Source organism: Microtetraspora sp. NBRC 13810, assembly GCF_030268685.1.
In the GTDB taxonomy this organism is placed as follows: Bacteria; Actinomycetota; Actinomycetes; order Streptosporangiales; family Streptosporangiaceae; genus BSRQ01.
The window spans coordinates 711,664-733,155 of the sequence record NZ_BSRQ01000002.1 but is presented as its reverse complement, the minus strand read 5'-3'; the positions used below and the strand labels follow the sequence as shown (position 1 = coordinate 733,155).

The 21,492-nt window shown below is 72.2% G+C and carries 21 protein-coding genes; 11 read left to right on the top strand and 10 right to left on the bottom strand.

Annotation, left to right across the window (positions count from 1 at the left end):
* Positions 1-29: 29 nt before the first annotated feature.
* The 3 genes from rsgA to QSK26_RS07095 form a co-directional block, all read right to left on the bottom strand.
* Positions 30-1,076, bottom strand: coding sequence for a ribosome small subunit-dependent GTPase A (rsgA, locus tag QSK26_RS07105; protein WP_285774196.1), 1,047 nt, complete (start codon positions 1,074-1,076; stop codon positions 30-32).
* Positions 1,073-2,356, bottom strand: a complete 1,284-nt coding sequence (gene aroA, locus QSK26_RS07100; RefSeq protein ID WP_285774160.1) for a 3-phosphoshikimate 1-carboxyvinyltransferase — start codon at positions 2,354-2,356, stop codon at positions 1,073-1,075. The genes rsgA and aroA overlap by 4 nt, the downstream gene beginning before the upstream one ends.
* Before the next feature lie 67 nt (positions 2,357-2,423).
* Positions 2,424-3,446, bottom strand: coding sequence for an NAD(P)-dependent alcohol dehydrogenase (locus QSK26_RS07095; protein WP_285774159.1), 1,023 nt, complete (start codon positions 3,444-3,446; stop codon positions 2,424-2,426).
* Between the two features lie 103 nt (positions 3,447-3,549).
* Here QSK26_RS07095 and QSK26_RS07090 point away from each other — a divergent pair, with 103 nt between their 5' ends.
* Together QSK26_RS07090 and QSK26_RS07085 are read left to right on the top strand one after the other, a co-directional pair.
* A complete protein-coding gene (locus QSK26_RS07090; RefSeq protein WP_285774158.1) occupies positions 3,550-4,296 on the top strand; it encodes an SOS response-associated peptidase in 747 nt (248 codons plus the stop codon).
* A gap of 243 nt (positions 4,297-4,539) precedes the next feature.
* On the top strand, positions 4,540-4,782 hold the full coding sequence (locus QSK26_RS07085; protein WP_285774157.1) for a TraR/DksA family transcriptional regulator: 243 nt from the start codon (positions 4,540-4,542) through the stop codon (positions 4,780-4,782).
* On the opposite strand, the gene QSK26_RS07080 is transcribed toward QSK26_RS07085, so the two are convergent.
* Positions 4,783-5,517 (bottom strand): methyltransferase domain-containing protein, encoded by a 735-nt coding sequence (locus QSK26_RS07080; protein ID WP_285774156.1) that lies wholly within the window; start codon positions 5,515-5,517, stop codon positions 4,783-4,785. It lies immediately after the preceding gene.
* A 285-nt stretch (positions 5,518-5,802) separates the two neighbouring features.
* Between QSK26_RS07080 and QSK26_RS07075 the strand changes: the two genes are divergently transcribed.
* From QSK26_RS07075 to QSK26_RS07045, 7 genes are all read left to right on the top strand, one after another.
* Positions 5,803-6,405: a sigma-70 family RNA polymerase sigma factor gene (locus QSK26_RS07075; RefSeq protein WP_285774195.1), complete on the top strand. Its 603-nt coding sequence runs from the start codon at positions 5,803-5,805 to the stop codon at positions 6,403-6,405.
* Complete coding sequence (rsrA, locus tag QSK26_RS07070) at positions 6,405-6,671, top strand: mycothiol system anti-sigma-R factor (RefSeq protein ID WP_285774155.1); 267 nt, start codon at positions 6,405-6,407, stop codon at positions 6,669-6,671. Before QSK26_RS07075 ends, rsrA begins: the two co-directional genes overlap by 1 nt.
* 121 nt (positions 6,672-6,792) lie before the next feature.
* Positions 6,793-7,731, top strand: a complete 939-nt coding sequence (locus QSK26_RS07065) for an NAD-dependent epimerase/dehydratase family protein (RefSeq protein ID WP_285774154.1) — start codon at positions 6,793-6,795, stop codon at positions 7,729-7,731.
* Positions 7,732-7,980: 249 nt separating this feature from the next.
* Positions 7,981-9,327 (top strand): HD-GYP domain-containing protein, encoded by a 1,347-nt coding sequence (locus QSK26_RS07060; protein WP_285774153.1) that lies wholly within the window; start codon positions 7,981-7,983, stop codon positions 9,325-9,327.
* Positions 9,324-10,598 (top strand): HD-GYP domain-containing protein, encoded by a 1,275-nt coding sequence (locus QSK26_RS07055; RefSeq protein ID WP_285774152.1) that lies wholly within the window; start codon positions 9,324-9,326, stop codon positions 10,596-10,598. Before QSK26_RS07060 ends, QSK26_RS07055 begins: the two co-directional genes overlap by 4 nt.
* Positions 10,599-10,755: 157 nt before the next feature.
* On the top strand, positions 10,756-12,084 hold the full coding sequence (locus QSK26_RS07050) for an acetyl-CoA carboxylase biotin carboxylase subunit (protein ID WP_285774151.1): 1,329 nt from the start codon (positions 10,756-10,758) through the stop codon (positions 12,082-12,084).
* A 57-nt stretch (positions 12,085-12,141) separates the two neighbouring features.
* Positions 12,142-12,357, top strand: a complete 216-nt coding sequence (locus QSK26_RS07045) for a biotin/lipoyl-binding carrier protein (protein WP_285774150.1) — start codon at positions 12,142-12,144, stop codon at positions 12,355-12,357.
* On the opposite strand, the gene QSK26_RS07040 is transcribed toward QSK26_RS07045, so the two are convergent.
* Positions 12,358-12,738, bottom strand: coding sequence for a thioesterase family protein (locus QSK26_RS07040; protein WP_285774149.1), 381 nt, complete (start codon positions 12,736-12,738; stop codon positions 12,358-12,360). It lies immediately after the preceding gene.
* 343 nt (positions 12,739-13,081) lie between these two features.
* Between QSK26_RS07040 and QSK26_RS07035 the strand changes: the two genes are divergently transcribed.
* Positions 13,082-14,944: a serine/threonine protein kinase gene (locus QSK26_RS07035; protein ID WP_285774148.1), complete on the top strand. Its 1,863-nt coding sequence runs from the start codon at positions 13,082-13,084 to the stop codon at positions 14,942-14,944.
* A 36-nt stretch (positions 14,945-14,980) separates the two neighbouring features.
* On the opposite strand, the gene QSK26_RS07030 is transcribed toward QSK26_RS07035, so the two are convergent.
* The 4 genes from QSK26_RS07030 to QSK26_RS07015 are packed head-to-tail and all read right to left on the bottom strand — an operon-like array spanning position 14,981 to position 19,262.
* Positions 14,981-16,627, bottom strand: a complete 1,647-nt coding sequence (locus tag QSK26_RS07030) for an acetolactate synthase (protein ID WP_285774147.1) — start codon at positions 16,625-16,627, stop codon at positions 14,981-14,983.
* A 24-nt stretch (positions 16,628-16,651) separates the two neighbouring features.
* Positions 16,652-17,368 carry a dethiobiotin synthase gene (gene bioD / locus QSK26_RS07025; RefSeq protein ID WP_285774146.1) on the bottom strand — a complete coding sequence of 239 codons (717 nt, stop codon included), beginning with the start codon at positions 17,366-17,368 and terminating at the stop codon, positions 16,652-16,654.
* Between the two features lie 14 nt (positions 17,369-17,382).
* Entirely contained in the window at positions 17,383-18,102 is a 720-nt protein-coding gene (locus QSK26_RS07020) for a GntR family transcriptional regulator (protein WP_285774145.1), read from the bottom strand.
* Complete coding sequence (locus tag QSK26_RS07015) at positions 18,099-19,262, bottom strand: 8-amino-7-oxononanoate synthase (protein WP_285774144.1); 1,164 nt, start codon at positions 19,260-19,262, stop codon at positions 18,099-18,101. Before QSK26_RS07015 ends, QSK26_RS07020 begins: the two co-directional genes overlap by 4 nt.
* A 117-nt stretch (positions 19,263-19,379) precedes the next feature.
* On the opposite strand from QSK26_RS07015, the gene QSK26_RS07010 reads away from it, so the two are divergent.
* On the top strand, positions 19,380-20,864 hold the full coding sequence (locus QSK26_RS07010; protein WP_285774143.1) for a PAS domain-containing sensor histidine kinase: 1,485 nt from the start codon (positions 19,380-19,382) through the stop codon (positions 20,862-20,864).
* A 212-nt stretch (positions 20,865-21,076) separates the two neighbouring features.
* On the opposite strand, the gene QSK26_RS07005 is transcribed toward QSK26_RS07010, so the two are convergent.
* Positions 21,077-21,331: a WhiB family transcriptional regulator gene (locus QSK26_RS07005; RefSeq protein ID WP_285774142.1), complete on the bottom strand. Its 255-nt coding sequence runs from the start codon at positions 21,329-21,331 to the stop codon at positions 21,077-21,079.
* Positions 21,332-21,492 lie beyond the last annotated feature (161 nt).

Sequence of the window (21,492 nt, the reverse complement as noted above, 5' to 3'; positions counted from 1 at the left end):
GGGGGAAACGCTACCTTGTCCCGGGTGTCTCAGTCGGTCTCCGGGTCGGGCGCGCCCTCGCGGCTCGCCAGCAGGCGCCGCAGCGACGCCAGCCGCACCGGGTCGGCGTGCCCCTGGGCCACCCAGGCGTCCAGGGCGCACTGCTCGCCCAGGTGGGTGCACCCCTTGGGGCAGGTCAGGGAGCCCTCCACCAGGTCGGGGAAGGCGAGCAGGACGGTGTCGGCCGAGATGTGCGCGAGGCCGAAGCTGCGCACCCCCGGCGTGTCGATGATCCAGCCGCCCTCGGGGAGTTCGAGGGCCATCGCCGACGTCGAGGTGTGCCGGCCCCGGCCGGTCACCGGGTTGACGTGCGAGACCGCCCGGTCCGCGTCCGGCACCAGGGCGTTGACCAGCGTCGACTTGCCCACGCCCGAGTGCCCGACGAGCACGCTGATCCGGCCGGTCAGCCTCTCGCGCACCTCGTCCAGCGCACCGCCCTTGCTGACCACCACGAAAGGCACGCCGAGCGGGTCGTACAGCGCGACCAGGTCGGCGGGCGGCGCGAGGTCGGCCTTGGTGAGGCACAGCAGCGGATCGATCTCGGCGTCGTAGGCGGCGACGAGGATGCGGTCGATCATCCTGGGCCGCGGCGGCGGATCGGCGAGGGCGGTCACGATCACGAGCTGGTCGGCGTTGGCCACGACCGGCCGCTCGATGCCGTCGGTGTCCTCGGTGTCGTCGGCCGAACGACGCAGCATCGAGGTGCGCGGCTCGACCCGCACCACCCGGGCCAGCGTGTCCGGCCCCCCGGTCACGTCGCCCACCAGGCCGACCCGGTCGCCCACCACGATGCCCTTGCGGCCCAGCTCCCTGGCCTTCATCGCGGTGACGAGCACGCCGCCAGCCCCGCGGCGGTCCTTCTTACGCCGGCGGTCGGTGTCGCCATCGGACACCAGGCAGGTGTAGCGGCCGCGGTCGACCGCCACGACGAAGCCCTGCACGGCACCCTCGTGGGCAGGACGGATCCGGGTGCGCGGTCGGGAACCCTTGCCCGGCCGGACCCTGACGTCGTCCTCGTCGTACTCCCGCTTTCTCAGCGACCGGCCTCCTGCTCTCCTGTCAGCATGTCCTCCCACATCCGGCTGAACTGCGGCAGGGTCTTGGCCGTGGTCGCGATGTTCTCCACCTGGACCCCGGGCACCGCCAGGCCGAGCACCGCGCCCGCCGTGGCCATCCGGTGGTCCTCGTAGGAGTGGAAGACGCCGCCGGTCAGCGGCCGGGGATGGATCCGCAGCCCGTCGTCGGTCTCCCGCACGTCGCCGCCCAGCCCGTTGATCTCCGCGGTCAGCGCGGCCAGCCGGTCGGTCTCGTGGCCGCGCAGGTGCGCGACGCCGCGCAGGGTGCTCGGCGAGTCGGCGAGGGCGGCCAGCGCGGCGATCGTCGGCGTCAGCTCGCCCACGTCGTGCAGGTCGGCGTCGATGCCCTCGACCCGGCCGGCGCCGCTGACCCGCAGCCCGCCGGGCACCCACTCCACCCGGGCGCCCATCGCGGCGAGCAGCGAGCGGAGCTCGTCACCGGGCTGCGTCGTCTCCGCGGGCCAGCCCGGGATCGTCACCGTGCCACCGGTGATCAGCGCGGCGGCCATGAACGGCGCCGCGTTGGACAGGTCGGGCTCCACGGTGAGGTCGGCCGCGGTGATCGGCCCCGGCTCCACCCGCCAGACGTCGGGCTCCGCGTCGTCCACCGCCACGCCCTGGGCGCGGAGCATCTGCACCGTCATCCTGATGTGCGGCGTGGACGGCACCGGCGGGCCGTCGTGCCGGACCACGATCCCCTTGCCGAACCGCGGCGCGACCAGCAGCAGCCCGGAGACGAGCTGGGAGGAGGCGGACGCGTCGAGGACGACCTCGCCGCCGGTGACCGGCCCGTGGATCGTGAACGGCAGCGCGTCCGCGTCCACCCTGGCCCCGAGGGTGCGCAGGGCGGCCAGGATCGGGCCCATCGGGCGCTTGCGGGCGTGCGGGTCGCCGTCGAAGAACACCGCTCCGTCGGCGAGCGCGGCCATCGGCGGGACGAAGCGCATCACCGTGCCGGCCAGGCCGACGTCGATCCGCGCCCCGCCGCGCACCGGGCCCGGGGTGATCGCCCAGTCGGTGCCGGAGTCCGTCTCGCCGGAGGGGGTCATGGTGGTGCCGAGCGCGCGCAGGGCGGCGGCCATCAGGTCGGCGTCCCGGCTGCGCAGCGCCTGCCGTACCGTGCCGGGGCCGGTCGCGAGCGCGGCGAGGAGCAGCGCGCGGTTGGTGACCGACTTGGAGCCGGGCAGGGCGACGGATGCCGCGACGGGCTCGGTCGCGACCGGGGCGGGCCACAGAGACATGGTCAAAGCCTACCGGCCCGCCCCCCGGACCCACCGAATCCACCGGTTTCCCCCCGCCGGGGCCGGGTCACGGGACGAGCACGGCGCGGCCGGTGACCTCGACGGCTTCGAGTCTCTTCAGGACGGACATGGCGGCGGAGAGCGGATGGCGTTCGACGGTGGCCCTGATCCGGCCGGCCGCGGCGAGGGCGAGCACTTCGTGCAGGTCCGCGCGGGTCCCGCCGTACGGCTTGGTGATCGTCACGCCCCAGGGCAGGCCGACGGCGGCGGCGGGGAAGGGGAGCGACCCTCCGGCGAGGCCGACGGTGCTGATGTGGCCGTAGGAGGACACGACGGAGGCGCCGAGCGCCAGCGTGCCGTCGGTGCCGACGAAGTCGAGCACCACCTCGGCTCCGAGGCCGCGGGTGAGGCCGAGGACGCGCGCGGCGGCGTCCGGCCCGGCCGGCACCGTGTCGTCCGCGCCGTACCCGCGGGCGGCGGCGAGCCGTGACTCGTCCACGTCGACAGCGACGATCCGGCTCGACGTGACGGCCCGCAGGATCTGCACGGCCATGTGCCCGAGCCCGCCCACGCCGATCACCACGGCGGTCGCGGACGGGGTGAGCAGCGCGCGGCAGCGGTCGATCGCGTGGTAGGGCGTGAGGGCGGCGTCGGCCAGCGGCGCGGCGTCCACCGGGTCGAGCCGGCCCAGCGGCACCAGGCAGCGCGCCGGAGCGACGAGGTATTCGGCCATCGCCCCCGGGTGGCCGAGCCCGGGGCCGGGCACCATCCCGCGCGGGAACCGTTCGCAGGCGTTCTCGGCCCCGGCGGCGCACCGCCGGCACAGCCCGCACCCCCAGACGATGTAACAGATCACCGGCTCCCCGACCGTCCACCCCGTGACCTGCGGCCCGAGCGCCGCGACGTGCCCGGCGGGCTCGTGGCCGAGCGTCATCGGGTACGGCAGCACCTGGGTGCGCAGCAGGTGCAGGTCGGAGTGGCACACCCCGGCCCCCGCCACCTTCACCAGCACCTCGCCCGCCCTGGGCTCCGGCACCTCGACGTCCCGCACCTCGCCCTGACCCGAGGCGACCAGTTGAAAAGCCTTCATAAACCCGCAACCTACCCGGGCGGTCCGGAAACGGCCTCCTTGTTCACACGGCGACTTGGACATCGCACACGCGAGCGAGAAAGAGAAGTGGCAGGGTGGGCTCATGTGCGGTAGATACGCCTCTGCGCGGAAGAAGCACGAGCTTCTGGAGGAGTTCCAGGTCGAGATGGACGCGGCTCCGGAGGAGGAGCTGCGGCCCGACTACAACGTCGCGCCGACGAAGAAGGTCTACGCGGTCCTGAGCCGGGTGCCCAAGGAGAGCGGGAGCGACCGGGCCGTGCGGCAGCTGCGCGTGCTCCGGTGGGGGTTCGTGCCCTCCTGGGCCAAGGATCCTTCGATCGGTTCACGCATGATCAACGCCCGGATGGAGACCGTGGCGGAGAAGCCGGCCTATCGCAAGGCGTTCGCCGCCCGGCGGTGCCTGCTGCCCGCGGACGGCTATTTCGAGTGGTACCAGGTGGACAAGAAGCGCAAGCAGCCCTACTACATCCACCCGGCCGACGGCGGTGTGATGGCGATGGCCGGGCTCTACGAGTTCTGGCGGGACCGGGGGCGGCCCGACGACGACCCGGAGGCGTGGCTGGTGACCTGCACGGTCCTCACCACGCAGGCCGAGGACGAGCTGGGCCGCATCCACGACCGGATGCCGATGCTGGTCGAGCCCGACCGGTGGGCCGACTGGCTGGACCCGCACCTCACCGAGCCCGACCGGGCCCGCGCCCTGCTGGTGCCGGCCTCGCCGGACCGGCTGGCGGCCCACCCCGTCTCCACGGCGGTCAACAACGTCCGCAACAACGGGCCGGAGCTGCTTGAGCGTCAGGAGCCGGAAGGTGACGGGGAGCTGTTCTGATCGGAGCGGTGTAAGAGCGGCGCGGAATGGGAATCCGGTGAGGAAAGGCGAGCCTCCATCCACGTTGGACGCCGCCATATAAACCCCCTGCGCACGGCGGAAGATCCGGGGTATTCCGCCGACAGGCATGACCCATCCCGGAGGTGCGGATTCGTGGAGGACGCGACCGTGCGTATGCGCCTTGAAGGCATGTCGGCGGAGCTTCAGAGGTCGATCAGGGTCCTACGGGGTGATCCGGTCCCGGTGGGAGACCGGTCGGCGGCGGACGCGGGCGCCGACCTCTCCGACGCCGACCGGGTCAGGGCCATGCTCGACGCGGCGACCACCCAGCTCAAGGCGATCACCGAAGCCCTCCGCCGTCTGGAGGAGGGCAGGTACGGCCGGTGCGTGGACTGCGCGAAACCGGTGCCCGAAGGCCGCCTGGAGGCGAGGCCGGAGGCGGCCCGCTGCGTCCAGTGCCAGGCCAGCCGCGAACGCCGCCGCTGATCACACCTTCTTGGCGCTCGCCACCAGGTGGATGCCCACCGTGTCGTCGTCGTCCGGGTGCGCCTCCAACTCCGTGCGGACCAGCCAGGCCAGCGCGCGCGAGTCGGAGGCCAGGACGTGGTCCACCGTCGAAGGGGACAGCACGGTGCGCGGGCGCACCCACTCGACCTCCAGGCCGGCGCCGGCGAGGAGCTCGCGGAGCTGGATGCTGCTGAAGCAGCGGGTGATGCTCCCGTCCGGCCAGGGCACGAGCATGACCTCGCCGGTCTGGCACAGGTGGGCCCAGTAGTTCTGCTCGGCGAGGATGGCCATGCCGAGCACCAGCGAGTCGACGCACACCAGGGCCCGGCCGCCCGGGCGCAGCACCCGGGCCATGTCCTTGATCGCCGACTCGGCCATGAGCTCGACCGACAGCGCCCGCTCCTCGGCGACCACCGCGTCCACGCTCTCGTCGGGCAGGAAGCCGAGGTCGTCGGCGCGGATCTGGCGCACCTTGTCCACGTCGTGCAGCTTCCCCTGTGCGGCGAGCCGGAAGTCGATCACCTCGATCACCCGGTGTCCCGACCTGGCGGCCTGGGCGCCCCAGGCGCCGGCGCCGCCGGACATGTCGAGGAGGACGGACGGCCGCTCGGGAAGCCACCGGTTCAGCTGCTCGGCGGCGACGGCCCTGTAGAAGGTCCAGTACGGCCCCAGGCTTCCTGAGCCGTTCAGTTCTTCGGCCGGAATGGGCAGCACAAGCGGCTCCTGGGCGTCGGGGTTCCGGGGACACGGGTTACCAGGCGGTACGTATTCTTTTTCCCCGTACCGGGTCGATCGTCACCTTCCAGTTTGCGGGAACAGACGATCGGGCGCGGGTGTTGCAGAACGTCGAAGCACGATCTTCTCCCGAGAGGTTGGCTGCGCATGCTGGCGCTCCTCGACAACGGCACCCGCCCTGCCCGCCGGTTGGATACCGGTGAGCGGGTATTCTCCGCTGAGTACGGTATCCCGCTTCCGCCGGGCACCGGCGATCTTAAGGGGGTGGGTCAGGTTCCAGCGACAGACGCGGAGACCCTGGAGCAGCGGAGCTCACGGTTCGAGCGAGACGTCATGCCGTATCTCGACCAGCTCTACTCCGCGGCGCTCCGGATGACCCGGAATCCAGCGGATGCGGAGGATCTCCTGCAGGAGACCTTCGTCAAGGCGTTCGCGTCCTTCCACCAGTTCCAGGAGGGCACGAACCTCAAGGCCTGGCTCTACCGCATCCTCACCAACACCTTCATCAACAACTATCGCAAGAAGCAGCGTGAGCCCAAGCAGTCGGGCACCGAGGAGATCGAGGACTGGCAGCTCGCCCGCGCGGAGTCGCACACGTCGGCCGGGCTGAAGTCCGCCGAGATCGAGGCCCTGGAGCATCTCCCCGACAGCGACGTCAAGAACGCGCTGGCCTCCTTGCCGGAGGACTTCCGCATCGCGGTCTACCTCGCGGACGTGGAAGGTTTCCCATATAAGGAGATCGCCGACATCATGGGCACCCCTATCGGTACCGTGATGTCGCGGCTTCACCGCGGCCGTCGCCAACTGCGGGCGCAATTGGAGGATTACGCGCGTGAGCGCGGCCTGGTCCCGGTGGAGGGATCCTGATGAGTTGCGGCAAGCATCACGATACCGACTGTCGTGACGTTCTCGACATGGTCTACAGCTACATCGACGGCGAGCTCGACGAGGGCAACTGCTCTGACATCCGGGTGCACCTCGACGAGTGCGGCCCCTGCCTGGAGGAGTACGGCCTGGAGGAGGCGGTCAAGAAGCTGATCGCCAAACACTGCGGCTGCGACACCGTCCCCGCCGACCTGCGGGCCCGGGTGCTGACCCGGATCGACCAGGTTCGCGCCGAGCTGGCCGACTGACCTCCTAGGATCTCCGTAACGAGCAGCGAGCAAGTGTCGCGGCGCTCGGCGGTGACCATCCGACGCCACGGAGGCGGGGTGCGCGGCGCCCGCGCCGCCACGGACGCGAAGGGCGGACGGCATGCGGGTCCTGGTCACCGGCGGAGCGGGTTTCATCGGGTCCAACCTGGTGGACCGGTTGCTTGAGGAGGAACACGAGGTCGTCGCGGTCGACGATCTCTCCTCGGGAACCAGGGACAACCTCACCGCCGCCGCGCGCGACCCGCGGTTCGCGCTGCACGTGCTCGACATCCGGGACCCGGCGCTGGCCGGCCTCGCCGCGGAGCTGCGGCCGGAGGTCGTCTGCCACCTCGCCGCCCAGGTCAGCGTGCGCAGGAGCGTGGCCGACCCGGTGCACGACGCCCGGCTCAACGTGGAGGGCACCGCCTCGGTGCTGGAGGCGGCCCGGCTCGGCGGCGCCAGGAAGGTCGTCTTCGCCTCCTCCGTCGCGGTGTACGGCAGGCCGTCCGTCATCCCCGTCCCGGCCGGCGCGCCCACCGACCCCCACTCGCCGTACGCGGCGTCCAAGCTCAGCGGCGAGGTCTACCTGTCGGCCTACCGGGCCCTGCACGGCATCGAGTACACGACGCTGGTGCTGTCCAACGTCTACGGCCCGCGGCAGTCGCCCGACGGCGAGGCGGGCGTGGTGTCGATCTTCACCGACGCGCTGCTGGCCGGCACGCCGACCGTGCTCTACGGCGACGGCGGCCAGACCCGCGACTACGTCTACGTGGCGGATGTCGTCGACGGCTTCGCCCGCGCCTGCGGCGAGCGGGGCGACGGGGGGCGGTTCAACCTGGGCACCGGGGTGCAGACCACCGACCGGCGGCTGCACACGCTCGTAGCCGAGGCGGTCGGCGCGCCCGACGAGCCGCGGCTGGCGCCCGCCCGCCTGGGCGACCTGCCCGCGATGGCGGTCGACCCGGCGCCCGCCGCCGAGGCGCTCGGCTGGCGGCCCCGCACCGACCTGCACACGGGCCTCAAGGCCACCGCAGAGTGGGTGAGGACCCGCGCCCACTGATCGGTCGTGTCGCCGGGTGACGGGTTGATTACGCTTTGCTGGAGTCGGCCACCTCGCGAGAGGCGTTTCTGTAGCCTGAGGCTCGAAATCGACGTGGAGGCGGCACATGTTGAAGGGTATGGTCATCCGGCTGTTGGCGGCGGCTGTGTTGCTGGTCGTGCCGGTGACGTCCGTGGAGGGCACGACCGGCGCCCCTCCAGGCATCTCCTGGACGTGAGCACGCGCCCGTGACACCGTTAGGTGGCCGCATTGCGTGGACTGCCGTGGTTCGCCAAAGTCAATCTGGTGGCCGTGGCCGGGCTGGCGTTCGTCCTGCTCTGGCACGGCCTCATCGCGCGAGAAGAGTTCACCAGGCTTGAGTGGCCCACGCTGCTGGTGCTGGCGCTGCTCTTCCTGGTGTGCGAGTCGGTGCCCACCCTGCTCAACGTCCGGCAGGCGGCCATCTCGGTCAGTTTCTCGGCCGCGCTGGCCGCCGTGGTCCTGGTGGGCCCGGCGGGCGCGGCGATCGTGGGCTTCACCGCCGTGTTCAGCGTCCGCCCGGGGCTGCCTCTGGCCAAACGGCTGTTCAACGGCGCGCAGTTCGCGATCTGCGGCTACGCCGCGGGCGAGGTCTTCGTACGGCTCGGCGGCCGGCCCGGTGTGCCGGACATCGCCCGGTTCGACGAGCTGATCGTCCCCTTCGCGGGCGCGGCGGCGGTCTTCGTCCCGCTGAACTTCGCGCTGATCGCGGTCATGCTGTCGCTGGCCGGGCAGGTCGACCGGGTCCCGGTGCGCGGCATGGTCCAGCTCCTGGTGTCCTATCTCGGCTACGCCACCTTCGGGCTGCTGATCGCCGGGCTCTGGGCCACCGTGCAGTCGATCTCGGCCGTCCTGGTGCTGCTGCCGCTGTTCGTGGCCCGGTGGGCGTTCGGCCAGTACCTCGCGCAGCAGCGCTCCTACGACGCCACGATCGCGTCCCTCTGCCAGGCGGTCGAGACGAAGGACTACTACACCCGGGGCCACTGCACCCGGGTGTCGCTGGCCTCCACGATGATCGCCGAGGAGATCGGCATGGGCTCCGAGCGGCTGCGCGCGATCCGCTACGCGGGGATGCTGCACGACGTGGGCAAGCTCGGCGTGCCGACCAAGGTGCTGCAGAAGGACGGGCCGCTCACCGAGGAGGAGTTCGCCGCCATCCAGTTGCACCCCATGCGCGGCCTGGAGATCGTGCGCGGCATCGACTTCCTGGACGAGGCGTTCGCCGGGATCATGCACCACCACGAGAAGCACGACGGCACCGGTTACCCGATGGGCCTGGCCGGCGACGAGATCCCGGAGTTCGCCCGGATCATCGCGGTCGCCGACGCCTTCGACTCGATCACCTCCGACCGGTCCTACCGCGGGGCGCGGCCGGTGCCCGTGGCGATCGACGAGCTGCGCAAGGGCGCGGGCACCCAGTTCGACCCGGTGATGGTGACCGCGTTCGTCAAGGCCGTCGAGCGGGAGGGCTGGGAGCCGCCGCGCGCGGTGCCGGTGCCGCCCGCCGACCAGGACGAGACCGTCGTCAAGGACCACGACGACCCGACCGCGCCGATCCAGGTGGTGTCCGAGCGATGACCGTCATGACGCGCCCCTGGCGGGCCCTCGACTCCGGCCAGTTACTCCTCATCTGCGCCGCCGGGCTGGCGACCGTGGCGGGCGTCTCGCACACGGCCGCCGTGGGGCTCACGGACGGGTCGGTGGCCGTCGGGTTCGGCGCGCTGATCGCGGCCGGCGAGCTGGCCAGGCTGACCATGCCGGGCAACCGGGAGGTGGCCCCGATCAGCACGGCCGCCGCCCTCGGCTACACGCTGCTGCTCGACATGGGCGGCGACCAGGCACGGCACTCGGCCCTCCAGGTGATCGCCGTGCTCGCCGTCGGCATGATCGCCGGAGCGCTGCCGCATCTCGCGGTGGGCCGCCCGCCCCGGCTGGACGCGCTGGCCAGGCGGCTGCTCACCGGAGCCCTGCTCGCCTTCGCCTTCCGGCCGCTGGCCGAACCGCTGTACGAGCTGACCATGTCGCCGGGGCAGACGTGGTCGCCGGTGCTCGGCGTCATGGCCGTGATGATCCTGCTCGCGCTGTCCGCCGACATCGTGCTGGCCGCCATGCTCCGCGCCGACCAGGTGCGCACCGCCTTCAGTGTGGCGGTCCGCGACGAGCTGGGCATGGCCGCACCGCTCGGCGCGGCCGTCGCCGCCTCCGGGCTGCTGCTCGCGCTGGCCGCGCACAGCATGGACATGGCCGCCCTCCTCGTCTTCTCCGCCCCGCTCCTCGTCACCCAGGTGGCCTTCCGCAAGTACGCCGGGATCAGGGCGACCTACCTGCAGACCGTCCGAGCGCTGTCCCGGGTCACCGAGGTCGGCGGCTACGTCGAGCCCGGCCACTCGCGCCGGGTCAGCCACCTGGCCGTGGCCGTCGGCAGGGAGCTGGGCATGGCCGAGCCCGACCTGCTGGAGCTGGAGTACGCCGCCCTCATGCACGACATCGGCCAGCTCTCCCTGCGCGACCCCATTCCGGGCGGCGCCACCGTGCTCACCGATCCCGAGCAGGCCCGCCGCATCGCCGAGCTGGGCGCCGAGGTGATCAGGCAGACCGGGGTGCTCGACCGGGTGGCCGAGGTGGTCCGCCGCCAGTGCGACCCGCCGGCCGACTGCCCGCCGCCGGCCAGCCGCATCATCAAGGCCGCCAACGCCTACGACGACCTGGTCAGCGGCTCCGTCGACCGGGACCGCGCCGGGGCCGCGCTGGAGCGGCTGCGCCTCGCCATCGGCACCGAGTACGACCCGGCGGTGGTGGAGGCCCTCTCCCGGGTCGTGGATCGGCTGCCCCCGTCGCACCGGCTCTGAGACCAATCCGGCCGTCGCGAGAGGTGGCGTTGTTGTGGGCTTCCTACAGATCGCGCCCCGGGGAACGGTGGTTTCGGGGGAAAGGCTGTACGGGATCTCCGTCTTAGGGTGGTGAGGCGTCACAGGCGTTGCTGGGCGAGCGCAGGGGAGATCACAAGTGTTCGAGTCCGTTCTGGTCGCCAACCGGGGCGAGATCGCCCGGCGGATCATTCGTACGGTTCGCGGGATGGGGCTGCGGGCGATCGCCGTCCATTCGGAGGCGGATGCCGACCTGCCGTTCGTGCGGGAGGCCGACGAAGCCGTCCTGCTCGGCCCGGCCAACCCGGCACAGAGTTATCTCGACGTGGGCAAGGTGCTGGAGGCCGCGCGGCGGACCGGTGCGCAGGCGGTGCACCCGGGGTACGGCTTCCTCGCCGAGAGCCCCGCGTTCGCCCGCGCCGTGATCGAGGCCGGGCTGGTCTGGATCGGCCCCTCGCCGGAGGCGATCGAGCGGATGGGCGACAAGATCAACGCGCGGAACCTCATGGAGGAGGCCGGCGTGCCGGTCGCCGCGGGCACCCGCGAGCCGGTCGCCGACATCGAGCAGGCCAGGGCGGCGGCGCTGGCGATCGGTTACCCGGTCATGGTCAAGACCGCGGGCGGCGGCGGCGGGATCGGCATGAGCGTGGCCCGCGACGAGGACGGGCTGGCCAAGGCGTTCGACGCGGCGGCTCGGGCGGCGGCGCGGTTCGGCGGCGAGGTCGCCATCCTGCTGGAGCGCTACATCGAGCGGGCCCGGCACGTCGAGGTGCAGATCCTCGGCCTGGCCGACGGCACCGTGCTCGCCCTGGGCGAGCGCGACTGCTCGGTGCAGCGCCGGCACCAGAAGGTCGTGGAGGAGTCGCCCTCGCCCGGCATCACCCAGGAGCTGCGCGAGCGCATGCTGGCGGCGGCCGTGCGGGCCGGCGAGGCGGTCGGCTACCGCGGCGCGGGCACCGTGGAGTGCCTGGTGGACGCGGACAAGCAGGACTTCGTCTTCCTGGAGATGAACACCAGGCTCCAGGTGGAACACCCGGTCACCGAGCTGGTCACCGGCCTCGACCTGGTGGAGGCCCAGTTGCTGATCGCGGCCGGCGAGCCGGTGGCCGCCGACGTGACGCCGAGCGGGCACGCCATCGAGTTCCGGGTCTACGCCGAGGATCCCAAGCGGTTCTTCCCCGGCCCTGGCAAGATCGACCTGTGGGCCGAGCCGCAGGGCGACGGCGTGCGGGTCGACGCGGGTTACGAAGAGGGCAACACGGTCACCCCGTTCTACGATCCGCTGATGGCGAAGCTGTGCGTGTACGGCGCCACCCGGGCGGAGGCGCTGGAGCGGGGCAGGGAGGCGGTGGCCGCCTTCAAGCTCCAGGGGCCCAAGAACAACCTGCCGTTCTGCGCCGAGCTGCTGGAGCGGCCCGAGTTCGTGTCCGGCGACTATGACACCGGTCTCGTGTCCCGCATGCGCTAGCGGACCGACCCGGGCAGATCTGGCAGAGTTGCATCATTCTTGAGAGGGGAGCACCCGATGGCCGAGGTACGCGCGGAGATGGTGGCGAACGTCTGGAAAGTCGTCGCCGCCGAGGGAGACACCGTGGACGAGGGTGACACGCTGGTCATCCTGGAGTCGATGAAGATGGAGATCCCGGTCCTGGCCGAGGACCCCGGGGTGGTCGCCCAGCTCAGGGTGAAGGAGGGCGATGTCGTCCAGGAGGGTGACGTCATCGCGGTCATCGACGAATAGTCAGCGTGCGAGCCGGTTGAGAAAACGCTCGCGGTCCACCACGGCGCGCTCGATCGTTCCCGAGCTGACGAGCGCGTCCTTGGTGTTCGCGGTGAAACCGAAGACCAGCCGGGTGCCGTCGACCTTGGTGAGCTCCGCGCTGATCGCCACATGCGTGCCGACCGGGCAGGCCCACAGGTGGTCGAGCTCCACCCGGGTGCCGACGGTGGTCTGGCCGGGGTCGAGGTGGCCCTGGACCGCGCGCACGGTCGCCGCCTCGGCGAGCGCGAGCAGCCGCGGGGTGCCCAGCACGGGCACGTCGCCGCTGCCCATGGTGAGCGCGGTGTCCTCTCGCTCAACCATGATCGACATGTGGGCGGTCAGCCCTGGAACCAGCGTCATGCGCGCCAGTTTAGGGAGCGCGCCGGTGGCGGACGGTGTCAGACGTGCCGCTGGGGACGGTGGGCAGGCTGCATACCGGGCGCGAGCCCGGTAAGCTGATCGGCGCCTTACCCTTTATCACCCTTGGGGCGCTCTGACTTCCCGCAGGAGCGGTGCGGATCGGATAAACGCCGGGTTTCGTGACCTTGGTGTTATCTTGCCGCGATACTCATCCGCTTTGTTGGAGAATCCTTGAGGTGGGAGAGGTCGGACGCGACAGGGGGGTAACGGGGGAATCATGGTGGCCCAAGGTACGACGTTGGCGGGGCGGTATCGCCTGGATACCCGCCTCGGCGCCGGTGGCATGGGCGAAGTGTGGCGGGGCGAGGACGTCGTGCTCGGCCGTACGGTGGCCGTCAAGGTGCTGCTGCCCGGCCGTAGTGACGATCCCGGCTTCGGCCAGCGCTTCCGCGACGAGGCGCGGGCGATGGCGACGATCAACCACCCGGGTGTCGTGGACGTCTACGACTACGGTGTGGACCAGGTGCCGGGCGTGGGGGCGCAGGCTTACCTGGTCATGAAGTTCGTCGACGGGGAGGCGCTGGACCGGCTGCTCACCCGGATCGGTCGCATCGCGGCCGAGCCCGCCATGGAGCTGATCGCCCAGGCGGCCTCCGCGCTCTCCGCCGTGCACGAGCAGGGCATCGTGCACCGGGACATCAAGCCGGGCAACCTGCTGGTCAGGGCGGACGGCACGCTGGTCCTCACGGACTTCGGCATCGCCAGGGCCGACGCGGCGAGCCGGCTGACCGACGCCGGCATGGTGCTCGGCACCGCCGCCTACTGCGCGCCCGAGCAGGCCGAGGGCCAGCCGGTCACGCCCGCCGTGGACATCTACGCGCTCGGCGTGGTGGCCTACGAGTGCCTGGCCGGGCACCGGCCCTTCGAGGGCGACACCCCGGTGACGATCGCGCTCAAGCACATCCGCGAGGCTCCGCCGCCGCTTCCCGACGACGTGCCGATCGACATCCGGCGCCTGGTCGAGCGGGCGCTGTCGAAGGACCCGGCCCGCCGGTTCGCCAGCGCCGAGCTGATGAGCCAGGCCGCGCGGGAGGCGATCCAGGGCGGCACGGGCGAGTCGCCCGCGATCCCGCAGCCGCAGCCGCCCGCCACCGGCGCGCACTACACCGGCTCGTACGGCCAGGCCGCCGCGACAAGCGGCTACGGCGGGCTGACCGACGGCTTCGCCGCGGGCGCGCACCCTCAGACGGGCGCGCACCCCCAGACGGGCGCCCACCCCCAGACGGGCGCCCACCCCCAGACCGCGCACCCCCACACGGGCGCCCACCCCCACATGGGGACGCACGCCCAGACGGGCGCCTACGCGCAGACCGGCTCCTATGCCCCCGCCGACGCCTACGCCCCCACGGGTGCGCACGCCGCCCCCACAGGCGGCTACGAGGCGGCCGGGTACGACGGCGGGTACGAGGCGGGCGGATACGGCCCGGAGACGGGACCGGGGTATGACACGGGGCGGCCGGACACCGTCGCGGCCCGGAGTGTGGAAGGTTCCCGGGGCGGACGCAGGCGGTCGTCCCAGCCGTCGGCCCGCCGCCGGATCGGCGTGATCAGCGCGACCGTCGTCGCCGTGCTCGGCGTCGGCGGGGTCGCCGTCGCCCTGTCCGACTTCGGCGGCTCGGACGTGACCCCGCCGAAGAGCCACGTGGAGGGTGTCGCCAACACGCCCAACGTGCGGGACACCGAGCCTCTCGAACCCACCCCGACCAAGACGAAGCCGACCAGGGTCGCGGCGAAGCCGCCGCCCGTCAAGGAGCCGGAGGAGACTCCCGAGGAGGAGCCGACCCCGGATCCCTCCCCGACGCCCACCAAGTCGCCCAGTCCGAGCGCCAGCGCGTCCATCACCAAGAAGCCGGTCTCGCCCTCGCCGACGCCGGTGGCCAAGAAGCCGGTGCCCGGCCTGCTCGGGCTCATGCTGGTCGACGCCGTGGCCGAGATCAGGGCTGCCGGTTTCCAGGCCAAGGTGCAGGTGAGCGGCGGCGGCCCCGCACTCGACTGCTACATCGTCGTCCAGCAGGATCCGAACTCGGGATCCTCGCTGGAGCTGAAGAAGACCATCACGATCGTGGTCGATCCGCAGGCGGGCTGCGCCTCGCCCGATCCGGGGTCCACGCCGACGCCGACGGCGGGCAAGCCGGCGACCTCCTGACCCCGCTCGGGCGGGGCGGCGGTCGCCGGCGCAGGGTCACACCCCGGTGGTGTTGCGCGGGTAGGCGACCGCCGGGTCGGTCGCGATGTTGACCAGGTAGGGCACGCCGGAGTCGAGCGCCCGCCGCAGCGCGGGGCCGATCTCCTCGGGCGAGGTCACCAGCTCACCGCCGCCGCCCAGCGCGGTCACCACCTGGTCGTAGCGGCACTGGGGCTGCAGGTCGGCGGCCACGTCGTAGCCGTAGAGGAGCTGCATCGGGTGCTTCTCCAGCCCCCACATCCCGTTGTTGCCGCAGATCATCACGACCGGCAGGCGGTGCCGTACGAGGGTGTCCACGTCCATCAGGGAGAAGCCGGCCGCGCCGTCGCCGAGGAGCAGCACCACCTGGGAGGACGGGCGGGCGAGGCGGGCGGCGATGGAGTAGCCGAGGCCGGTGCCCAGGCAGCCGTACGGGCCGGGGTCGAGCCAGCAGCCGGGCTGTCTCGGCTCGACGTGCCTGCCGGCGTAGGAGACGAAGTCGCCGCCGTCGCCGATGACCACGGCGTCGTCGTCGAGGACCTTGGCCAGCTCGCCGTAGATGCGCATGGGGTGGATCGGGTCGGTCCCGGCGGCGAGCAGCGGCGCGTCGCCGGCGATGGCCGCCGCGGCCGTCTCGGCCAGCCTGGTCAGCCACGGCTCGTAGCTCTTGGGGGAGACACCGGCGGTGCCGCACGCGGTGGCGAGACCCCACAGGACGAGCGAGAGGTCGCCGGAGGCGGCGGCGGCCGTGCCGATGTGCGCGGCGAGCTGGGACGGCGCGTCGGCGATGTGCACGACCTTGGCCAGCGGCGCGCCCTCCTTGCCGCCGAACCAGCCGTAGCCGAGCCGGAAGTCGAGCGGGGCGCCGACGACGACGACCAGGTCGGCCTGGCCGAACGCGACGCTCCTGGCCCGGGTGACGAGCAGCTCGTGGCCGGCGGGCAGGATGCCGCGGCCCTGGCCGTTGGGGATGACGGGCAGCCGCCACTCCTCGGCGAAGTCGCGGGCGGCCTCCTCGGCACGGTCCATCCACACGTCGGAGCCGAGCACCAGCACGGGACGCTCGGCCTCGGCGATCAGCCGGGCGATCGCGGCCAGCGCCTCCGGGTCGGGCTCCAGCGGTGACGGGGTGAGCGTCTCGACCTGGTGGCCGGGCGAGGGGGAGAACAGGTCGTCCATGTAGAAGTCGAGGAAGACCGGCCCGCGGTGCGGCGCGATCGCGGTGCGGAACGCGCTTTCCACGTCCTGCCCGACGCTCTCGGCCGAGCCCGCGGTGAACGCCAGCTTGGTGATCGAGTCGAACAGCGGCGGGTGGTCCATCTCCTGCAGGGCGCCTTCGCCCCAGCGGGACTTCGGCGCCCGCCCGCCGAGGATCACCACGGGCGAGCCGTTGAAGTGGGCGGTGGTGACTCCGCTGACGCCGTTCGTGATGCCGGGACCGGCGGTGAGCACGGCCAGGCCGGGTTTCCTGGTCAGCCGGGCGGTCGCCTCGGCGGCGAAGACCGCGCTCTGTTCGTGGCGTACGTCGAGGATCGGCATTTCCTCGTGGACGGCTCCGTCATAGAGCGGGAACACGTGGCCGCCGGACAGGGTGAACATGGTCTCGACGCCATAGGCCCTGGAGACGGAGACGGCGATGTCACCCGCGTGCTTCGAAGACTCCATGCGGCGAACCTACCAGTCGGTCAGTTAGCGGGACAGGCCGTCGCGGAAGGCCGCGGCGTCGAACGCGCCGCCCAGCGCGGGCCCGAGCCCCGCCCGGCTGACCTCGGCGAACTGGGCCCGGTCCAGGTCGCCGGCCCCGGCCGGCAGCGCGCCGGCGAGCGGCCGGGCGGCGAGCATCTCCAGGTCGGCGACGTTGCACCGCTCGGCCAGGTCCGGGTCGGCCGGCCAGGAGCCGATCACCACGCCGGCGAGGTCGAGGCCGCGCGCGGCCAGCGCCTCCAGCGTCAGCGCGGTGTGGTTGAGGGTGCCCAGCGCGGCCCGCGCCACCACGAGCACCGGAGCCCCGAGCCGGCGGGCCAGGTCGGCGAGCGTCGCGCCGTCCTCGTCGAAGCGCACCAGCAGGCCGCCCGCGCCCTCGACGATCACCAGCCGGTGCGACTCGGCCAGCTCGGCGACCCGGACGGCGGCCTCGGCCAGCGACACCGGGGGCAGGCCGGACGTGCGGGCCGCGGCGGCGGGGGACAGCGGGTCGGGGAAGCGGGCCAGCTCGAACGTGGAGCGCACCCCCGCCAGCCGGATCACCTCGTCGAGGTCGCCGGGCTCGCCCGGCCCGACCCCGGTCTGCGCCGGCTTCACCACCGCGACGGACGCGCCGCGCTCCACCGCCAGCGCGGCCACCGCCGCGCTGACCACGGTCTTGCCCACGCCGGTGTCGGTGCCCGAGACCACAAGAACGCTCACCGGCCTCAGCGTACTCAGGGGCGGCGCAGCCGGGTGACGAACTTGTACCGGTCGCCCCGGTAGAGCGACTGGGCCCACTCCACCGGGTTGCCGTCGGCGTCGAACGCGTGCCGGGTCAGCAGCAGCATGGGCAGCCCGACGTCCACCCCGAGGACCTGGGCGTCGTACGGCGTGGCGAGCACGGTCTCGATGATCTCCTCGGCGTCGGTGAGACGCACGCTGTAGGCGTTGTGCAGCGTCTCGTACAGCGAGGAGTGCACCTCCAGCTCGCGGCGCAGCCGGGGGAAGCGGCGGGCCGACAGGTGGGTGGTGTCGATCGACATGGGCTCGCCGTTGGCCAGCCGGAGCCGGTGGATGCGCAGCACCCGGCCGCCCGGGTTGATCGCCAGGCGGCGGGCGAGCGTCTCCTCGGCGGTGATGTAGCTGATGTCCAGGATCTTGGTGTCCGGTTCGAGGCCCACCGTGCGCAGGTCGCCGGTGTAGGACGTGAGCTGGAGCACCTGGGCGACCTTGGGCTGCGCGACGAACGTCCCCTTGCCCTGGATGCGGACGAGCCGGCCCTCCACCACGAGCTCGGTCAGCGCCTGCCGCACCGTGGTCCGCGAGGTCTCGAACCGGACCGCGAGGGTGCGCTCCGGCGGCAGCGCCGTGCCCGCGGACAGGCTCTTGGTGAGCTCTAGCAGGCTCCGTTTGACGTCGTAGTACTTCGGGACCCGCGGGGAGTCGTCTGTCACGCGTTCACCTTCATCTCAGCCACGGCGGTGAGCGCGACCGTGATCACCGCGAGATCGTCCGAACTCAGATTGGCCCGCGCGGTCAACCGCAGGCAAGAGCGACCGGCGGGCACGGACGGCGGCCGGAAACATCCGGCGCGCACTCCGTTCTCCACGCAGATCGCCGCCCCCGCAAGTGCGACGTCGGGACGGCCGAGCACGAGGGGCACGACCGCACCGGCCGGCTCGCAGGTCTCAAGGCCGAGAGCTGCCACGGCGGCGGCCAGCTCGCGGGCCCTGGTTCTGACGTGTTCCGGCAGTTCGGGCTGACTTCGAAGAATAGCGACCGCGGCCAGTGCTGCCGCCACGCTGGCGGGGGCGAGCCCCGTGTCGAAGATGAACGATCGTCCGGTGTCGACCAGTGTGTCCACGATCTCCGGCGGTCCGAGTACGGCTCCGCCCTGTGAACCCAGCGACTTGGACAGTGTGATCGTTCTCACAACGTCCCGCGCGTCCGCCAGGCCGGCCGCGTGCACCGCCCCTCGGCCGCCGGTGCCGACCACGCCCAGCGAGTGCGCCTCGTCCACGACCAGCAGCGCGCCGTACCGCGCCGTCGTCTCGTGCAGCGCGGCCAGCGGCGCGAGGTCGCCGTCGACGGAGAAGAGCGCGTCGGTGACCACCACGGCGTGCTCCTCCGTACGGCCGGCCAGCGCCTTCTCGACGGCCTCCACGTCGTTGTGCGGCGTCACCACCACGCGGGAGCGGGACAGCCGGCAGGCGTCCACCAGCGAGGCGTGGTTGCCCGCGTCGGAGACGACCAGGGCGTCCCTGCCGAGCGCGGCGACGGCCGCGAGGTTGGCGAGGTAGCCGGAGGAGAAGACCAGCGCCCGTTCCGCGCCGGTGAACGCGCACAGCGCGTCCTCCAGGTCCCCGTGCAGCCGGGTGGAGCCCGTGACGAGCCGGGAGCCGGTGGAGCCGGTGCCCCAGGTCCGGGCCGCCCCGGCCGCCGCCTCGGCCAGCCGGGGGTCCCTGGCCAGGCCGAGGTAGTCGTTCGAGGCGAGGTCGATCAGCCCGTCGTCGTCCGGGGCGCGGAAACGCAGCGTGCGCCTCAGTCCGGCGGCTTCGCGGGCGGCTGCCGCCGTACGGAATCGGTCGAGCGGATCTGTCCGCGTGGGCTCCATACCCGCATTTTCGCAAGTGCGGCCCGCCGCGTCGTTCACCGGAGCCCGGTGGCGGTCGTGCCGCGCATTTTGTGCGCCGGTTTGTTCGGCGGGGCTCCCAGCACGCATGATGCAGACGTGCCGACTCTCAGCGACCTGGCCTTTCGCCATACCGAACTCGACAACGTGGACCTGGACTGGATGCACTCGCTGGTCTCCGACTGGCAGCTGCTCGCGGACCTGTCCTTCGCCGACCTGGTCCTGTGGGTGCCGCTGCGCGACGGGACCGGCTGGATCGCGGTGGCCCAGATGCGGCCGACGACCGGCCCGACCGTCTACCACGACGACGTGGTCGGCACGGTGGCCGCCAAGGGCGAGCGCCCGCTCATCGACACCGCCTGGAACGAGCGGCGGATCTGCCGTGAGGGCGATCCCGACTGGTCCAGCGGCGTCCCGGTGCGGGAGGAGACGATCCCGGTGCGCCGCCCGGCCGAGGGGGCGCCCGGCGGGCGGTATCTCGGCGTGATCCAGCGTTCCACGAACCTCTCCTCGGCCCGCACGCCGTCCCGGCTGGAGCTGACCTATCTGCAGAGCGCCTCCGACCTGGCCCAGATGGTCGCCGAGGGCCGGTTCCCGTTCTCCGGCGAGGAGCCGATCCTGGTCCGCTCGCCGCGCGTCGGTGACGGCCTGCTCCGGCTGGACCGGGCCGGCCGGGTGACCTACGCCTCGCCGAACGCGCTGTCGGCCTACCGCAGGCTGGGCCTCAACGCCGACCTCGTCGGTGCGGAGCTGGGGTGGGTGACCGCCTCGCTGTGCTACGGCGACGAGCCGGTGGACGAGTCGCTGATGGTGGTGGCGAGCGGCCGGGCGCCCAGGGAGACCGAGGTCGAGTCGGGCGGCACGATCGTCCAGCTCAGGGCCATCCCGCTGATCGTGGGCGGCGGCAGGATCGGCGCCCTCGTGCTGATCAGGGACGTCACGGAGCTGCGCCGCCGCGAGCGGGAGCTGATGACGAAGGACGCGACGATCCGGGAGATCCACCACCGGGTGAAGAACAACCTGCAGACGGTCGCCGCGCTGCTGCGTCTCCAGGCCAGGCGGCTGCGGGTGCCGGAGGGCCGCGAGGCGCTGGAGGAGGCCGTACGGCGGGTCGGCTCGATCGCCATCGTGCACGAGACGCTGTCGCACGCCCCGGAGGAGTTCGTCGACTTCGACGACATCGCGGACCGGGTGATCGGCATGACGGGGGAGGTGTCCGCGCCCGAGGCCCAGGTCACGCCGCGCAGGGTGGGCACCTTCGGCGTGCTGCCCGCGGCCATCGCGACGCCGCTGGCCATGGTGCTCACGGAGTTGCTGCAGAACGCGGTGCAGCACGGGTTCGAGCAGCGGAGCGGGAAGCTTCAGGTGATCGTGTCACGCGGGGCGGAGCGGCTCGACGTGCTCGTCTCCGACGACGGCAAGGGGCTGCCGGAGGACTTCGACCTGGAGACGTCGAAGAGCCTCGGGTTGCAGATCGTGCGGACGCTGGTGGTCGGGGAGCTGGCGGGGCGGCTGTCCATCGATCCCCGGCCCGGTGGCGGTACGGAGGTGAGCCTCACGGTGCCGATCCCGGCGAGCACCTGAACCCCGGCTGAGGTTCCACCCGCGGTTGCCGCTATTCTTGCTTGATCGCGTACGCACCATGATCGCGTTCGCGTCGTGTTCGCGTGTTCGCGTGTTCGCGTTCGGACAAAGCGATGTCCCCAGGGGGCATCCTGGGGACGTGCCGGGCCGTGTGGCCGGAAGGGAGATTCGGTTAGAGGGGTCGTTCAGCGTTGCGGCCGGTCGGGTGTGGTTCAGACGCTCGCGCGGGTGCGGGCGCGGGCCGTGCGGCGCTTGAGGGCGCGGCGCTCGTCCTCGCTCAGGCCGCCCCAGACGCCGGCGTCCTGGCCGGACTCCAGGGCCCACTTCAGGCACGCCTCGTTGACGGTGCACTGACGACAGACCTGCTTGGCCTCTTCAATCTGCATCAGAGCGGGCCCGGTGTTGCCGATCGGGAAGAACAGCTCGGGGTCCACGTCACGGCAGGCAGCTCGGTGGCGCCAGTCCATGCGTTCCACTCCTTCGTAAGGTGGAGCCTGTAGCTCCGGCGGCGTACTTTGTGAAGACTTTCACTAACCTCGGCGAACATGTCCCCCCGTCCAGGGTGTGGACCGGGGGGTCTGCTCCTGATGGTCGGGGGCCAGGGAGCGGGGGTGGCCCGCTCAAAGGT

What these genes read in the sequence shown, in the direction of transcription:
- aroA (WP_285774160.1), bottom strand. Translation starts at nt 2,356, where the DNA reads ATGTCTCTGTGGCCCGCCCCGGTCGCGACCGAGCCCGTCGCGGCATCC.
- QSK26_RS07095 (WP_285774159.1), bottom strand. Translation starts at nt 3,446, where the DNA reads ATGAAGGCTTTTCAACTGGTCGCCTCGGGTCAGGGCGAGGTGCGGGAC.
- QSK26_RS07090 (WP_285774158.1), top strand. Translation starts at nt 3,550, where the DNA reads ATGTGCGGTAGATACGCCTCTGCGCGGAAGAAGCACGAGCTTCTGGAG.
- rsrA (WP_285774155.1), top strand. Translation starts at nt 6,405, where the DNA reads ATGAGTTGCGGCAAGCATCACGATACCGACTGTCGTGACGTTCTCGAC.
- QSK26_RS07065 (WP_285774154.1), top strand. Translation starts at nt 6,793, where the DNA reads ATGCGGGTCCTGGTCACCGGCGGAGCGGGTTTCATCGGGTCCAACCTG.
- QSK26_RS07055 (WP_285774152.1), top strand. Translation starts at nt 9,324, where the DNA reads ATGACCGTCATGACGCGCCCCTGGCGGGCCCTCGACTCCGGCCAGTTA.
- QSK26_RS07045 (WP_285774150.1), top strand. Translation starts at nt 12,142, where the DNA reads ATGGCCGAGGTACGCGCGGAGATGGTGGCGAACGTCTGGAAAGTCGTC.
- QSK26_RS07040 (WP_285774149.1), bottom strand. Translation starts at nt 12,738, where the DNA reads ATGACGCTGGTTCCAGGGCTGACCGCCCACATGTCGATCATGGTTGAG.
- QSK26_RS07035 (WP_285774148.1), top strand. Translation starts at nt 13,082, where the DNA reads ATGGGCGAAGTGTGGCGGGGCGAGGACGTCGTGCTCGGCCGTACGGTG.
- QSK26_RS07030 (WP_285774147.1), bottom strand. Translation starts at nt 16,627, where the DNA reads ATGGAGTCTTCGAAGCACGCGGGTGACATCGCCGTCTCCGTCTCCAGG.
- QSK26_RS07015 (WP_285774144.1), bottom strand. Translation starts at nt 19,262, where the DNA reads ATGGAGCCCACGCGGACAGATCCGCTCGACCGATTCCGTACGGCGGCA.
- QSK26_RS07005 (WP_285774142.1), bottom strand. Translation starts at nt 21,331, where the DNA reads ATGGACTGGCGCCACCGAGCTGCCTGCCGTGACGTGGACCCCGAGCTG.